Origin of the sequence: Microbulbifer sp. MCCC 1A16149 (assembly GCF_050368945.1) — a bacterium.
Taxonomy (GTDB): Bacteria; Pseudomonadota; Gammaproteobacteria; order Pseudomonadales; family Cellvibrionaceae; genus Microbulbifer.
Genome location: NZ_CP185959.1, coordinates 3,751,665 through 3,766,605, shown reverse-complemented (window position 1 = coordinate 3,766,605; position 14,941 = coordinate 3,751,665). Strand labels below are relative to the sequence as shown.

10 protein-coding genes and 1 tRNA gene are annotated in these 14,941 nt (G+C 58.7%); 4 read left to right on the top strand and 7 right to left on the bottom strand.

The window, feature by feature from the left end; translation table 11 throughout:
- The first annotated feature begins 146 nt into the window (after positions 1-146).
- The gene (locus ACONT6_RS15585; RefSeq protein WP_428819345.1) at positions 147-3,038 is read left to right on the top strand and encodes a TonB-dependent receptor; all 2,892 of its coding nucleotides are present in this window, start codon (positions 147-149) and stop codon (positions 3,036-3,038) included.
- A gap of 186 nt (positions 3,039-3,224) precedes the next feature.
- Positions 3,225-5,045, top strand: a complete 1,821-nt coding sequence (locus ACONT6_RS15580; RefSeq protein ID WP_428819344.1) for a polysaccharide lyase family 7 protein — start codon at positions 3,225-3,227, stop codon at positions 5,043-5,045.
- 223 nt (positions 5,046-5,268) lie between these two features.
- Here ACONT6_RS15580 and ACONT6_RS15575 read toward each other — a convergent pair.
- The 7 genes from ACONT6_RS15575 to rpsU all read right to left on the bottom strand — a co-directional run bounded on the left by ACONT6_RS15575 (position 5,269) and on the right by rpsU (position 13,070).
- Positions 5,269-5,345: transfer RNA gene (locus tag ACONT6_RS15575), tRNA-Ile, on the bottom strand.
- A gap of 88 nt (positions 5,346-5,433) precedes the next feature.
- On the bottom strand, positions 5,434-7,335 hold the full coding sequence (locus ACONT6_RS15570) for an autotransporter outer membrane beta-barrel domain-containing protein (protein WP_428819343.1): 1,902 nt from the start codon (positions 7,333-7,335) through the stop codon (positions 5,434-5,436).
- A 174-nt stretch (positions 7,336-7,509) separates the two neighbouring features.
- Positions 7,510-7,899 (bottom strand): diacylglycerol kinase, encoded by a 390-nt coding sequence (locus tag ACONT6_RS15565; RefSeq protein ID WP_181255140.1) that lies wholly within the window; start codon positions 7,897-7,899, stop codon positions 7,510-7,512.
- Positions 7,900-8,022: 123 nt separating this feature from the next.
- Positions 8,023-9,891, bottom strand: coding sequence for an RNA polymerase sigma factor RpoD (rpoD, locus tag ACONT6_RS15560; RefSeq protein ID WP_428819342.1), 1,869 nt, complete (start codon positions 9,889-9,891; stop codon positions 8,023-8,025).
- Between the two features lie 243 nt (positions 9,892-10,134).
- Positions 10,135-12,177: a DNA primase gene (gene dnaG / locus ACONT6_RS15555; protein ID WP_428819341.1), complete on the bottom strand. Its 2,043-nt coding sequence runs from the start codon at positions 12,175-12,177 to the stop codon at positions 10,135-10,137.
- 19 nt (positions 12,178-12,196) lie between these two features.
- Positions 12,197-12,640: a GatB/YqeY domain-containing protein gene (locus ACONT6_RS15550; protein ID WP_181255143.1), complete on the bottom strand. Its 444-nt coding sequence runs from the start codon at positions 12,638-12,640 to the stop codon at positions 12,197-12,199.
- A 214-nt stretch (positions 12,641-12,854) separates the two neighbouring features.
- A complete protein-coding gene (gene rpsU / locus ACONT6_RS15545) occupies positions 12,855-13,070 on the bottom strand; it encodes a 30S ribosomal protein S21 (RefSeq protein WP_020411530.1) in 216 nt (71 codons plus the stop codon).
- A gap of 425 nt (positions 13,071-13,495) precedes the next feature.
- Here rpsU and tsaD point away from each other — a divergent pair, with 425 nt between their 5' ends.
- Positions 13,496-14,536 (top strand): tRNA (adenosine(37)-N6)-threonylcarbamoyltransferase complex transferase subunit TsaD, encoded by a 1,041-nt coding sequence (gene tsaD, locus ACONT6_RS15540; RefSeq protein ID WP_428819340.1) that lies wholly within the window; start codon positions 13,496-13,498, stop codon positions 14,534-14,536.
- Between the two features lie 24 nt (positions 14,537-14,560).
- Entirely contained in the window at positions 14,561-14,938 is a 378-nt protein-coding gene (gene folB, locus ACONT6_RS15535) for a dihydroneopterin aldolase (RefSeq protein ID WP_181255145.1), read from the top strand.
- Positions 14,939-14,941 lie beyond the last annotated feature (3 nt).

Sequence of the window (14,941 nt, the reverse complement as noted above, 5' to 3'; positions counted from 1 at the left end):
TATAACAACGGGTTACGGAAAAAATTCTTAACCCGTCTTACCAATTGGGCTACCAAGCTCGTTGACAGATTTTTCGCAATTGGTTTAACTCCACCCGATAGACGCCTATAAAAATAAATTTTTCTTACGATGAGAGGAAAACGTCGATGAATAACCATAAGAAGTTCGATAAGCAGAGCGCGCTGAAAGACCTCAGCCTGCTGATGCTTTCCGCCTCCACCATGGCATTTGCCCCCATGGTTTTTTCACAGGGAGAAGACGCTGCCGCGCTGGAAGAGGTAAGCGTCACCGGTATCCGCGCCAGTCTGGAGGCCGCAGCCGATGCCAAGCGCGATGATGCGCGTGTTGTTGACGCGGTGGTGGCGGAAGACATCGGCAAGCTGCCCGACAACAACATCGCAGAAGCGCTGCAGCGTGTTACCGGAGTTTCCATCAATCGCGAATTTGGTGTGGGTTCCGAGGTCTCGATTCGGGGCCTCCCGCAAAACAGGGTCGAAGTCAACGGTCGCTCCGTACTCGGCGATAGCCGTAGCGGAATCGACTTCCAGGATTTTCCCGCCGCCTTTCTGCAGAAAGTGGAAGTGATCAAGTCGCCAACCCCGGAAATGACCGAAGGCGCGCTCGGTGGCACCATCAGCCTGAAGATGGCGCGCCCGCTGGATTTGAATGCGCCCCTGGCAGCTATCTCTGTTCAGGGTGAGTACGCGGACAAGGCGGATAATTGGGCACCGATCATCAGTTCCGGTGTGGGCAATACCTGGGATCTGGGCGAGGCTGGCACCTTCGGTGCCATCGCGTCACTGGCATACCAGGACCGCACGCTGCGCCGCGACGAATCTCTGGTCCAGCTACAAGTGGGCGAGGTCGATTTCAATGGCGATGGCGTTATCAACGCTGCGGACGCGGCGAAAAACACCCCGAGCGGTGCGTACGTTTACGGTCGCGAGCACACCTTCAATCCGCGTACCGAAGAGCGGGAACGCACTGCGCTGAATCTTTCCTTCCAGTGGGCGCCGGCTTCCGAACAGGGGCAGTTTTACCTGGACTTGAACGCAGTGGAGCGCGACGGCGCACAGGAAACCTTTTCACTGCTGCATATCCTCGATGATCCGACCGTGATCCCAGGGCAAACCTACGAGGACGGAAACGGCCAGCTGCAGAACTTCATGTATGACGAGGTCCAGCCCTTGCTGACCACCGGCTCGAGCTTCCGCACCAGTGACTCCTACAGTCACGCATTTGGTGGTGAGTGGAACTTCACTGAACAACTGAGCGTTAGCGGTGAGTACTCCACCGCCAAGTCTGACAGCTATACCCCCTTCTCCGAATTCCGCTTTCGCGGTATTGATCGCTCGATCGAAGGGCAGGGCGCTGATGGAGAAAACAAGTGGTTGATTCCGGTTACCTTCGAGAACAGTAATAACAGCGCTCCGGTTATTGATTTTGCAGACGGATATGTATTTACCGATCAGCAGAACCAGGCCTTCCGTCGCTACGAGGATACCCGTAACTACGTTACCAACCAGGAGGACGCGTTCCGTTTCGACCTGGAGTACGCTGAACCCTTCGGTTTGAACTGGGTGTCGGCAGTCAAGACGGGTGTGCGTGTGACCGCGCGCGATTATGAACAGAGCCGCGAGCAGTTCCGCATCACCAACATTTTCAAGAATCTTGAGGACGCCGACGGAAATCCGGACATTATCTGGATGGAAGACATTGTGGCCCAGTTCCCCCAGGCCATGACCAACTACGACTTCACCGGTGATGCGTTCGAGCACACAGGTCGTAGCGGCGCCTACGATCTGGCGAAATTTACCGCATACGATGCGCGCCTGCTGCAGAACCAGCAGGCGACCTTCGATATCGTCAAGCAGCTGCTGGCCGGTACCAATATGGAAATCACCGGTAGTCTCGCGGACAATCTCGAGTACCAGGAAGGTGGTTACTCCGAAGTGAATGAGGACACCTCGGCTGTGTACATACAGGCCAACCTGGACTTCGGCGACGTACGTGCTGTTGTCGGTGGTCGCTACGTATCGACCGACATCACGTCAAAGGCTTACCAGGAAGGTGAAATTGTCTCCGACGGCGCCAGCTACAATGACTTCCTGCCCAGCCTGAATGTGACCTGGGACCTGAGTGAAGACACCCTGATGCGGTTTGCCGCGGCCAAGGTTATGCGCCGCGCGGACTTCAACGAGCTGAGCCCCGCGTACGAGTTCCGCGACGCCTACATCGCTGCCAGTCGTGGTAACCCTGAGCTCGAGCCGTACCGTGCCACCCAGTTCGATATCGCGGCGGAGCATTACTGGGATAGCAATATGGTTTCTGCGACCCTGTTCTACAAGGACGTGGAATCCTTCCTGACCCGCACCTACGAATGTAAGAACCTGCCCGAAGTAGTCAGCACCCTGACCAACGTTTCCGACTACGACAAAATCTGTCTGTGGCAGGCGGATGGTATCCAGTATGCCAACGCCAGCACACCGACTTCACAGATGGGCATCCTCACCGATTTCATCACCAATGGTGAAAATGGCAAGATTCAGGGGCTGGAGCTGGGTTACCAGCAGGCGTTCGACTTCCTGCCCGGTCGCTGGTCTGGCCTCGGCATGAGCGCCAACTACACCTACGCAGATAGCGAAGATCCGAACGGCGTACCGCTGACGGATATTTCCGAAAATACCTTCAATACACAGTTTTACTACGAGTACGAAGGCTTCGGAATCCGTCTGGCATACACCTACCGCGATCGCTTCCTGGATGAAGGTCAGACCAAGCGTGTGCTGCCACTCGGTGAGCTTGTGATCCCAGGTGCGACCGTTGATGACGACCCTACGCTCGGTAACGACTACCGCGAAGACCTGTCGCAACTCGACCTCTCTGCCAGCTACGACGTGACCGATGACATCACTGTCATCGCCAATGTCACCAACCTGACTGCAGAACCCACCATCAATACCGGTGCCAATGGTACGGCCTTCCAGATAATGGAAACCGATCGCCGCTACGTACTGGGTATTCGTGCCAAGTTCTAATTGGTCATAGTGACCGGAGGCGCTCCGCTACCGGTCACCTTCTGCAAAAGCAGAATCTTCGGTGCAGCACGAGATAGCCTTCCGATGTTGCGGCGGCTTCATCGTGGTTGTCTATCTGTAGAGAAACCGCAGCAGCCAGTAATCGCTGTAATTATCCACACCCTACAAAAAAATAATGAGGGTCCAATGAAAGCTAAATCCTTGGCGATGAAAATCAGTTGTGTAATGGCGTTGTCAGCCTGTATGGCTACAGCCAGCGCATCCATACAAAATCCCGGTTTCGAAAGCGACTGGGACAGCTGGAATGATACCGATCCGTCGGCCATTTCTGGCGTTGCCTATAGCGGCGGCAAGTCTGCGAAAATTTCCGGTAGCGGCGGTAAGCTGGAGCAGCTGGTTTATGTGAGCAGTAATACCAATTATCGGCTAAGCGCATATGTGCACGGTGCCGGTACCGTAGGTGCGAAGGTGAATGGCAGTACCTTCGATAGCAGTGCTGACAGTTCAGACTGGCAACAGGTTTCTGTCGAGTTCAATTCCGGTAGCGCGAGCAGCATTACGGTATTCGGTACCTACAATGGTGGTGAGGGCCGATTCGATAGTTTTGCACTGGAAAACCTCGGCTCTGGATCTGGGTCCAGCGGTGGTAGCGGTTCATCTAGTTCGGGCGGCGGTTGTACATCTGGCAGCAACCTGACTGTGTCAGCGGCCTCTGACGACGGCACTAACGACGGGCACGGTCCGGGCAACGTACTCGACGGAAGCCTTGCTGATGAATCCCGTTGGTCGTCCCTGGGGATCAAGTGGATCACCCTGGACCTTGGCAGTGTACAGACTGTGGAGGGGGTGGATATCGCCTGGTATAAGGGCGATCAACGCACTAGCTTTTTCTCCATTGAAACCTCAGTCGACAACAGCAACTGGACCACGGTGCTGTCCGCTGGGCAGTCCAGTGGCACCAGTACTGATCTGGAAGGCTATGATTTGAGTGACTCCAGTGCCCGCTATGTGCGTCTGACCGGCAGTGGCAATTCCGCCAATAACTGGAATAGCATCCTGGAAATGGACGTAATCGGGTGTAGTGACGGCAGTGGTTCGGGAAGCAGTTCTAGCGGCAGCTCCGGCGGGAGCTCGGGTTCAGGCTCCAGTTCGGGAGGTTTTCTGGATCCAAATCTACCTCCTTCCAGTAATTTCGATCTCGCAGATTGGTACCTGAGCGTACCCAGTGACAATGATGGCAGTGGGACCGCGGACTCAATCAAAGAAGTCGAGTTAAATGGAGGTTACGAAAACAGTAGCTATTTCTATACGGGTACTGATGGCGGCATGGTATTCCGTTGCCCCGTTGACGGCTACAAGACGTCGACAAATACGTCCTATACCCGTACCGAGCTACGCGAGATGCTGCGCCGTGGCGATACAAGTATCAGCACTCAGGGTGTCAACGGAAATAACTGGGTATTCGGTTCCGCACCGGCGTCTGCACGTAATGCCGCGGGTGGTGTCGATGGTATCTTGCGCGCAACGTTGGCTGTTAACCATGTAACCACCACTGGTGATAGCGGCCAAGTAGGGCGCGTAATTGTGGGGCAGATTCACGCCAACAACGATGAGCCTTTACGTCTTTATTACCGCAAACTACCGGGTAATAGCAAAGGCTCTGTGTACATCGCGCATGAGCCGAACGGTGGCAGCGACACCTGGTATGAAATGATTGGTAGCCGCTCCAGCAGTGCTTCAAATCCTTCCGATGGTATCTCTCTGGATGAAATCTGGAGCTACGAGATCAAGGTGGTGGGCAATACGCTCACTGTTACCATCTCCCGTGAGGGTAAGGCCGATGTGATTCAGGTCGTGGATATGGGAAACAGTGGTTACGATGTCGCTGACCAGTACCAGTACTTCAAGGCCGGCGTGTATAACCAGAATAATACTGGTAGCGGTAGTGACTATGTGGAAGCCACGTTCTATTCATTAGAGAACAGCCACGATGGCTATGCTTACTAAAACTCGTGTCAACGCATGAAGTGAGCACCCTTATGTACAGCGCTGTAGTGCTTATTTAGACGGGTACCCTGCGCAAAATTCCCGGAGCGGTAACTGTAACTGGTCGCTTCGGGGATTTTCGTGCAAGCCAAGCGTCATTGCCGCTCTGAGGTGGATTTGCGTATGTGGGCAATGATCCAGAGGAAGGTGGATGCTGGGTTACAAGGGGTATTTACGGGAAAAATGGTGGGCCCTCCGGGACTTGAACCCAGGACCTGCCGATTATGAGTCGGATGCTCTAACCAACTGAGCTAAGGGCCCCCACCGGGGCTCGCAGGGACCTGCGAGCGGATGGGCAAAGTACTCGATTTTTTGTGTCAAATCAACGCTTTGCCCGGTTGTGTTGGCCTTACCAGGCCCAGTTGAAGCCCAGACTTGCGTTTGCGCCGGACCAGTCCAGGTCGTCCAGTGAGCGCTGGTATCCCACATTGAGGAAGGCGCTGCCCAGTTTGCTCTGCAGCAGTACCACGCCCCCGCCGAATTCTCCCCAGGTCGCCCGGCGCTCCAGATTGAGCTGGAGTTCGGTGTCGAACAGCAGCTGGTCGTTGCCGCCGAGGGTGTGCCACACGTTGCCGAACAGGTAGCCGCGCAGGTTGCCGTCGAGCCACTTACTGTCGGTGTTGTAGGCGCGCATACCCGCTCGGAAGTTGGCCTCCGGGGTCATGTCCGGTTCCACCCAGGAAATTCCGTCTTCGTAAGCGCTGAGGTTGCTGTAGTTGGCCACTGCCTGAAGCTGTGGCTCGATATTGAAATGCTCCGATGCCTGCCAGGTAAACCCCTTTTCCACAGAGATGGTGAGCTGGGGGCCGGTTACCGTGGCGCCGATACCGCGGTATGAGCGGCTCTCCAGTTCCAGGTAGGCCACCTTGGCGGTGATATCGAAGTAGCCCATGTCCGGGCGGTAGTCGTTGAAGTAATAGCCGATGTGGTAGCTGGTAAGGTCATTCTGCCCTGAGCTGTAGTCGCTGAAGCCGCGGGCAAAGCCAGTCACGTCACCACTGGCACGGGTGCTGCCCACAAACAACCCCATTTCCCGCGCGCCGCCGGTACAGGTGGGGGCCGACCAGATGTTGGTGCCCACCTGCAAGCCGGTGATGCTGCCATCAAAGCGGTTGCTGATATCGCCGCTCCAGTTGTAGTCGGCGCTCATGTGATGCACGCGCAGCCAGTCGTCATTGACGCCGTCGAACCAGCTGCGCTGTTCCCCGCGCCGGCGGTGGTAGCTGCCAATCTCCTGCAGCGAGGTGAGGCGGGCGAGGGATTTTGCCTGGGCGTAGAGCGGGATCTCCGGGCGGTACAGCGGAATCGGGGCTTCGCCGGCGGCGGGTGCCGGGCCGACGAGGTTCGCTGCAGCGGTGTTGTTGCCGGTGGTGATGGTGTCGCTGACACTGCTGAAGGCAAGTCCCTGGGTGCCCGGGGCGATGGCGGGCGCGTCTCCCGGTTTCAGGTTTGAGCGCAGGTACCAGTTGTCTTCGTTTTCCGGGTCGCCGGTGCCGCGGAACAGGAAATATTCGTAGGGCCCTGCGGAGATGGGTTCCGGCATGTAGAAGGCGCCCGGGGCGGTGCTGCCACCGTTGCGTGCCTGTACTACCAGAATTCCGTCCCGGGTATCTGTGCCCGTTCCCCCTGCTCTCTCGAACAGCAGCCGGGTGCTGCCGCCGGCGCGGCCGCCATCGAGGACCAGGCGATCGGCGAGGCTGTCGTCGTCCCCTGCCACCATGTCCATGAGGATCACGCTGCCGCTACTACCCACGTAGTTTCCGTGAATCCAGAGCTGGTTGGCAGTGCCGCCACGTATATCGATGGTGCCGCTATTGAATACGGTCAGCGCCTGATCGCCGCTGGCGCGGATACCGGCGCTGTAATAGGGCATCAACACATGGCTGTCGACGCCGATCTGCAGGCGCCCGGGCAGGTAATCGCTGCCGCCCAGTGTCAGGTATTGGTCCAGGGTGAGTCTGCTGCTCTGCTCCAGTGAGACTGTTTCCCAGTGTTTCAGGCGTGTCGGATTGCCGAGGCTGAGTCCCTCGATGGTGAGGGTGTCATTGCCTCCGCCGCCGTCGACAATGGCGCTGCTACTGCGACCGCTTGGGCTGTTGGTATTGAGGCGATAGTGGTCGTCGCCACCGCCGAAAGCGACCTGGGCGTCGGCACTGGGCGGGAGCATAATGATCAGGAAAAGGGGCAGTGCCAGCGTGCACAGCCCGGGGGCGCCGGCGTCAAACGCACGACCCGCGCGGGGAAACGACATGATTCCATCCCTGGTTCGTTATTGGTCGATTCTGGCCGTTATTCAGGCGCGCAGATCCGTTGCGCGCTAACTAGTACTATCGTGCCATTATTTTAGTTGAATCGACCGGGACTGCCGGAGCTGGCTGTCGGCGGTCACAAATTTTGACGGGCAATCTCGCCCGAGAGGGAGGGGTCAGCCGATCCAGCGCGGCAGCAGGATGCAGGCCCAGGTGGAAACCCACAGCAGCAGGGAAATGGACACGGCGGCGGAGCCGGTGTCTTTGGCGATTTTTGACAGCGGATGTTTTTCCGGGCCGACCCGGTCCACGACCGCTTCTACGGCGCTGTTGAGCAGTTCGACGATCATGACCAGCATGGTCACACCGATCAGCAGCGCACGTTCAACGCCGGACTCTCCCAGCCAGATTGCAGCGGGAATCAGGAAAATCGCGAGGGAGACTTCCTGGCGGAAGGCGGCTTCGTTGCGCCAGGTGGCGATGAGTCCCTGGCGGGAGTATTCGGTGGCGTCGATCAGGCGAGAGATACCGGTTTTTCCGGGTTTATTCACAAACTGCTCTTCCATTGCTCTGTGTATAACTCCGCTGGTTCATCTGTTTGACATAAAAACGTAACCCACAAAAAAGCCCGGCGAGCCGGGCTTTTTCAGTATGGACGAAGATTTATTGTCGAGAACCGACAACAAAAATTATTCGTCCAGGAAGCTGCGCAGGTGCTCGGAGCGCGAGGGGTGGCGCAGTTTGCGCAACGCCTTGGCTTCGATCTGACGGATACGCTCGCGGGTAACGTCGAACTGCTTGCCCACTTCCTCGAGGGTGTGGTCAGTGTTCATATCGATACCGAAGCGCATGCGCAGAACCTTGGCTTCCCGCGCGGTCAGCCCGGACAGCACGGAGCGGGTAGCGTCGTGCAGGCCGGTGGACGTTGCGGTGTCGATCGGGGAAGACTGGTTCTGGTCTTCGATAAAGTCGCCCAGATGGGAGTCTTCATCGTCGCCGATCGGGGTTTCCATGGAGATCGGCTCTTTGGCGATCTTCAGGACCTTGCGCACCTTGTCTTCCGGCATTTCCATACGCTCACCCAGTTCTTCCGGGGTGGGCTCGCGACCCATTTCCTGCAGCATCTGACGGCTGATACGGTTGAGCTTGTTGATGGTCTCAATCATATGCACCGGAATACGGATGGTGCGTGCCTGGTCTGCAATGGAGCGGGTAATCGCCTGGCGAATCCACCAGGTAGCGTAAGTGGAGAACTTGTAGCCACGACGGTATTCGAACTTGTCTACCGCTTTCATCAGGCCGATGTTGCCCTCCTGGATCAGGTCCAGGAACTGCAGGCCGCGGTTGGTGTACTTCTTGGCGATGGAGATCACCAGGCGCAGGTTGGCCTCGACCATTTCCTTCTTGGCGCGGCGAGAGCGTGCCTCACCAATGGACATGCGACGGTTGATCTCTTTGATCTGGCCGACGTCCAGCTGGGCTTTGTCCTGAGCCTGCTGCAGTTTGCGCTGAGCGCGCTGGATCTCTTCGGCTACCTGGCGCAGGGCGTCGGAGTAGTCGCGCTTCTTCTTGATGATCGCGGGGATCCAGTCTTCGTTGGTCTCGTTGCCAGGGAATTCCTTGATAAAGGTCTTGCGCGGCATACGGGCACGCTTGATGCACAGGTTCATCACCAGGCGCTCTTGCGCGCGAACGTCGTCGAGAATATCGCGTACCGCGTTATACAGCGGGTCGAACTGGCGCGGAGCCAGTTTGAAGAAGCGGAATACTTCGCCCACGGCTTCCATGGCCTCGCCGGCCTCTTTGGAATCGCGGCCGTGCTTCTTGATGGCCGCGTCAGCTTTCTTCTGAGCAGCGATCAGCGCGTTCATGCGCTCGGCGAGTTCTTCCGGATCGATACCGCCGACGTTCTCTTCCTCTTCCTCAGAGGAGTCGTCATCGTCATCGTCGCTGTCGTCATCGTCTTTGCTGTCGTCTTTCTTCTGCGCTTCCGCAGCCTGACCAGCCTGGGCACCCGGAGGTACTTCGTCGGCGGGGTCGAGCCAGCCGGCGATGACGTCGGGAATACGGCGCTCTTCTTTCTCGATCAGCGCGTATTCGTCGATGATGTGCTGCACGGCGCCGGGCCAGTAGGCGAGAGCGGCCATGAGCTCGCGCAGGCCTTCTTCGATGCGCTTGGCAATGGCGATCTCGCCTTCGCGGGTGAGCAGCTCTACGGTGCCCATTTCGCGCATGTACATGCGCACCGGGTCGGTGGTGCGGCCTACATCGGATTCAACTGCGGCGAGTGCGGCGGCGGCTTCAGCTGCGGCGATTTCATCGGCGGAGCTGTCGCCTTCGGCCATCAACAGTTCTTCGGCATCGGGTGCCTGTTCGAACACCTTGATGCCCATGTCGTTGATCATGCCGATGATGTCTTCCACCTGATCGGGATCGGAGATGTCTTCGGGCAGGTGATCATTCACTTCCGCATAGGTCAGATAGCCCTGCTCTTTGCCGCGGGCGATCAGTTCTCTGATGCGGGAGGTGGTCTTTTGCTGCTGGGTTTTGTCGGTCATGCACAACCCTGAATTCTGGGGATTGATAGTCGGGACTTTTGTCTGGACAAAGACGCGGGATTATAGCGTATTTGCGTAAGCAATAACCACTGTGACTGTCAAGGCAGGTAGCGTGGTTCAGGGTATTCGGGCGCGCTTGTCTTTGGGTTTCCCGCCGGCTTTGGCTGACGGGTCTGTGTATATGGTGATGCTGTCCGGGATTTCAAGGGCAAAAGCTCGGCACCAGCACCTTTGCTTCTAAATCTAGTCCTGTTTTCGACGAAACTGTGCGAGCAGTGCCAGCTGCTCGGGGCTCAGCTGGTTGCCGTTGCTTTTGAGCTGGTCCAGCAGTCCGCGCTTGCGCTGCTTTTCCGCGGCGGTTTCCAGGGTGCGCAGGCAGTCGTTGAATTCGGTCTCCGGGTCGTATTCCAGCGCCTGCCCGGCACTGCCCACAATGGGGTGGCTCATGGCGAGGTGAGGCAGCAGTTCGCGGGCTTCCTTGCTCTCTAGGTTCAGCAGGCGGCCGAATAGCTGATTGCTGTTGAGGCCAGGGTTTTTATGCAAAACCTGGAGAATTTCGCCGAAAAGCTGCAAATCTGCATCGTTACTGTTGCGAAAACGTGCCGGGTCAGCGATCAGCTGTGCCAGCTGGGGATGGTGCAGCAGCAGGGCGATCAGCATACGTTCGGCGGGCAGGCGATACTGGCCGCTGTGTCGGCGCGCGGGTTGCTGCGCTGCAGGCTCGTCCTCGCCCTGGGGTGGCAGGTCCGCCAAATCGTAGTCCGGTGGCGGCTCGTCGTAGCCCGGTGGAGGGGCGTCGCCGCCCATATCCGGGTATTCGGTGGTGTGGGGTTGCTGCGGGCGCTCTCCCTCCGCGGATGGTTGCGCAGATGTCGGCTTGGGGGGCGCTTTTGCCGGTGCAGCAGCGGATGGTGCCTGCTGGGCGAGTTTGGCAGTGCGGGCTTTTTCCGCGGCGATGATCTCTTCCAGCATGTCCTGCTCGAGGCCGGTGCGACGGGCCAGTTGCTGGAACATCAGCTGGCGGTAGACGCCGGCGGGCAGCAGGTCGAGCAGGGGGGCAGCGGCCTTGGACAGGCGCGCACGGCCGTCCATGGTCTGGATATTGATGCCTTCGCCGAGCAGGTCGAACAGGAAGTCCTCCAGGGGGCGCCCCTGTTCATCGATCAGCTGGTCGAAGCGCTCGCCGCCGATCTGGCGCACCAAGGTGTCCGGGTCTTCTCCTTCCGGCAGCAACAGAAAGCGCAGGCTGCGGCCGTCCTGCATATGTGGCAGGCCGGCTTCCAGGGCACGGCGGGCGGCGGTGCGCCCGGCCTGGTCGCCGTCGAAACAGAACACGATTTCACCGGTGTGGCGGAAAGCCAGCTGGATGTGATCTTCGCCACAGGCGGTGCCGAGGGTGGCCACGGCGCAGCGGATGCCGTACTGGGCCAGGGCCACCACATCCATGTATCCCTCAACCACGATCAGCCGCTTCAGCTCGCGGTTGGCCTGGCGGGCTTCCCAGAGGCCGTAGAGTTCGCGGCCCTTGTGGAAGATCGGAGTTTCCGGGGAGTTCAGGTATTTGGGCTTGTCGTCGCCCAGCACCCGGCCGCCAAAAGCGATGGTGCGCCCGCGCTGATCGCGGATCGGAAACATGATGCGGTTGCGGAAGCGGTCATAGTGGTGGCGCTTGCCGGGTTCGGCTTTGCCCGGGTTGCCATCGCTGTCCTGGCGGCGGATGGCGAGGCCGGCAAGCTCCAGCTGCTCGGCTTTTTCCGAGCTGGTGCCGAGATGGTTGAGCAGGTTGTCCCAACCGGGCGGCGCCAGGCCGATCCCGAACTCCTTGGCGACAGCGCCGGAGAGTCCGCGGTTCTTCAGGTAGGTGATGGCGCGGGCGGAGACCTTGTGGTCGCGCAGCTTCTCGCGATAGAACTCGGCCGCTTTCTCGGTGAGCTGGTAGAGCGACTGGCTCTCCTGCTGGCGCTTGATCTGCGCCGGGGCCAGCTGCTCGCGGGGCACTTCCAGGCTCAGGCTGGCGGCGAGCTTTTCCACCGCTTCCGGAAAGGGCAGGCGATCGTATTCCATGAGGAAGCCGACCGCGTTGCCGCTGGCACCGCAGCCAAAGCAGTAGTAGAACTGTTTGTCCGGGCTTACCGTGAAAGACGGTGTTTTTTCATCGTGAAATGGGCAGCAGGCGGAATAGTTTTTCCCGGTTTTGCGCAGTTTTACCCGGCTATCGACGACCGGAACGATGTCGGCGCGGGCCAACAGGTCGTCGATAAAATACTGCGGGATCTTGCCTGCCATAGAAATGCTTCAGGCGGCCTTAAAAGGACGCTTTCACAAACTTGCTGACGGCACCCATATCGGCGCGGCCCTGCACCTGGGGTTTTACCAGTGCCATCACCTTGCCCATATCGGCCATGCTGCTGGCGCCGGTCTCTTTGACCGCGGCGGCGACGATTTCCTGAATTTCCGCTTCGCTCAGCTGTTCCGGCAGGAACTCCTGGATCACGTCGATTTCCTGCTGCTCCACTTCTGCGAGCTCCGGGCGGCCAGCCTTTTCGTACTGGGTGATGGAGTCGCGGCGCTGCTTGGTCATTTTGTCCAGCAGGGCGAGGATGCGGGCGTCATCCAGCTCGATGCGCTCGTCCACTTCCACGCGTTTGATCTCGGCATTGACCAGTCGCAGGGTGGCAAGACGCGCCTTTTCACGGGCTTTCATGGCGTCTTTGGTGGCGGCGGCGAGGGTTTCCTTGAGTGTGCTCATTGGGTCGTCCGGAATTTTTTGGCTATTGGGAGTTATCAGTCGGATGGTCAATATTTGGCGCAAAGGGGCAATTTGGCAAGGCTTGCGCGCGCAGGCGGGGGCAGTTGGCCTATCTGCGGGCAATAAAAAACGGCGCGCGAGTAAACTCGGGCGCCGTTTTGGCCGCGAACCGCATTCGCGTCAGCGTGCTGTGATCGAGAGAGAAAGCTCGAACTCAGTAGAGACGCTGGAACTTGCGGTTTTCGCGCTGCAGTTTTTTGGCGTGACGCTTAACAGCAGCGGCAGCCTTGCGCTTGCGAACGGCAGTCGGCTTTTCGTAGAACTCGCGGCGACGTACTTCGGAGAGTACACCAGCCTTTTCGCAGGAGCGCTTGAAACGGCGCAGGGCGATGTCAAAAGGTTCGTTGTCTTTGATGCGTACTGAGGGCATTAGATTACCTGTAAAATTCGTTTCTCTCGGCCAGATGTATCTACTTTGATCATCTGGATCCTGGCGGCCTTTCCGGCAAATTGCTCTTCTCGCAGATGCAATCCGGAGGCCGGTTCACAGCGAGGGCGCAAATTCTATACAGATGATCTGGCCTTCGCAAGCCTGCGAGCGCAATCGTTTCGGGTTTCGTCGCAGTCGACCGGGTGTGATACCGGGCTTGTAACTATAGTCGCTATAACAGTCGCGACACGGGCCTCTGCCGGGGCCGCCACCTGACGGGGCTCGACGCGCCTCGGGCGGCAATTCTCCTTAGGCGGAAAAGGCTCTAAAGAGTATGATAGCGCCCCTGAAACCCGGTCAGCACCGGTCATTTGTCCTTTTATCGCGCTGACCCGGACACTTCTGTTGAGGACCTTTGAATTCCCGTGCGAGTACTCGGAATAGAAACTTCCTGTGACGAAACCGGTGTCGCCCTGTACGACAGCGAACAGGGCCTGCTTGGGCACACCCTGTTCAGTCAGGTGAAGCTGCACGCCGATTACGGTGGCGTGGTGCCGGAACTGGCCAGTCGCGACCATGTGCGCAAACTGCTGCCCCTGATCCGCGAAGTCATGGCCCAGAGTGACACGCTGCCGGCGGACATCGACGGCGTCGCCTACACTGCCGGCCCGGGCCTGATCGGCGCGCTGATGGTGGGCGCCTGCGCCGGTCGCGCCCTGGCTTACGGTTGGGGTGTGCCCGCCATTGGTGTGCACCATATGGAGGGGCATCTACTGGCGCCAATGCTGGAGGACAAGCCGCCGGCATTCCCGTTCGTGGCTCTGCTGGTTTCCGGCGGCCACACCCAGCTGGTGGATGTACAGGGGCTCGGCCAGTACGAGCTGCTGGGGGAGTCCCTCGATGACGCCGCCGGCGAAGCCTTCGACAAGGCGGCCAAGATGCTCGACCTCGACTATCCCGGTGGCCCGCGCCTGGCGGCGCTGGCGGAGCAGGGTGACCCGCTGCGCTTCACCTTCCCGCGTCCGATGACGGATCGCCCGGGGCTCGATTTCAGTTTTTCCGGTCTCAAGACGTTCACCCTGACCACCGTGCAGAAACACGCACTGGAAGACGGCCTGCCGGACGAGCAGACCTGCGCGGATATTGCCGCGGCCTTCCAGGAGGCGGTGGTGGATACCCTGGTAATCAAGTGCCGCCGTGCGCTCAAACAGGCAAAGCGCAAGACCCTGGTGATTGCCGGCGGTGTCTCCGCCAACAAGCTGCTGCGCGAGCGCCTGGAAGCGCGACTGGCCGAGGATGGTTGCAGCGTGTTCTACCCGCGCCACGAATTCTGTACCGATAATGGTGCCATGATCGCCTATGCCGGCTGCCTGCGCCTGCAGGCCGGCCAGCGTGCAGATCTCGATATAGAAGTCCGCCCACGCTGGCCCCTCACTGAATTGACCGGCACTTTGGGCGCGGATTAAGAGACCAATAAAAGGAGACTACTTTTGGATATCGTTTATATCCGCGATCTCAAGGTCGATACGATTATCGGCATTTACGACTGGGAACGGGAAGTTCGCCAGACCGTAAGCCTGGATATCGAAATGGCATTCGATATCCGCGAGGCTGCGCGCACTGACAATATCGAGCACACCCTCAACTACAAGGCGGTAGCCAAGCGCCTGATCGCGTTTATCGAGGGCAGCGAGTTCCTGCTGGTGGAAACCATGGCCGAGCAGGCCGCAGAAATTGTGCGCAAAGAATTCAATGTAAGCTGGCTGCGCCTGCGTCTGTCGAAACCCGGTGCGGTGCGCGGTGCGCGCGACGTGGGGGTTATTATCGAGCGCGGTGTGCGCAGCAATACACAGACCTCGGAGGCCTGAGCA

Bases quoted from the DNA above. Each gene is read 5' to 3' on its own strand.
- ACONT6_RS15585 (WP_428819345.1), top strand. From the start codon at position 147: ATGAATAACCATAAGAAGTTCGATAAGCAGAGCGCGCTGAAAGACCTC.
- ACONT6_RS15580 (WP_428819344.1), top strand. From the start codon at position 3,225: ATGAAAGCTAAATCCTTGGCGATGAAAATCAGTTGTGTAATGGCGTTG.
- ACONT6_RS15570 (WP_428819343.1), bottom strand. From the start codon at position 7,335: ATGTCGTTTCCCCGCGCGGGTCGTGCGTTTGACGCCGGCGCCCCCGGG.
- ACONT6_RS15565 (WP_181255140.1), bottom strand. From the start codon at position 7,899: ATGGAAGAGCAGTTTGTGAATAAACCCGGAAAAACCGGTATCTCTCGC.
- rpoD (WP_428819342.1), bottom strand. From the start codon at position 9,891: ATGACCGACAAAACCCAGCAGCAAAAGACCACCTCCCGCATCAGAGAA.
- dnaG (WP_428819341.1), bottom strand. From the start codon at position 12,177: ATGGCAGGCAAGATCCCGCAGTATTTTATCGACGACCTGTTGGCCCGC.
- ACONT6_RS15550 (WP_181255143.1), bottom strand. From the start codon at position 12,640: ATGAGCACACTCAAGGAAACCCTCGCCGCCGCCACCAAAGACGCCATG.
- rpsU (WP_020411530.1), bottom strand. From the start codon at position 13,070: ATGCCCTCAGTACGCATCAAAGACAACGAACCTTTTGACATCGCCCTG.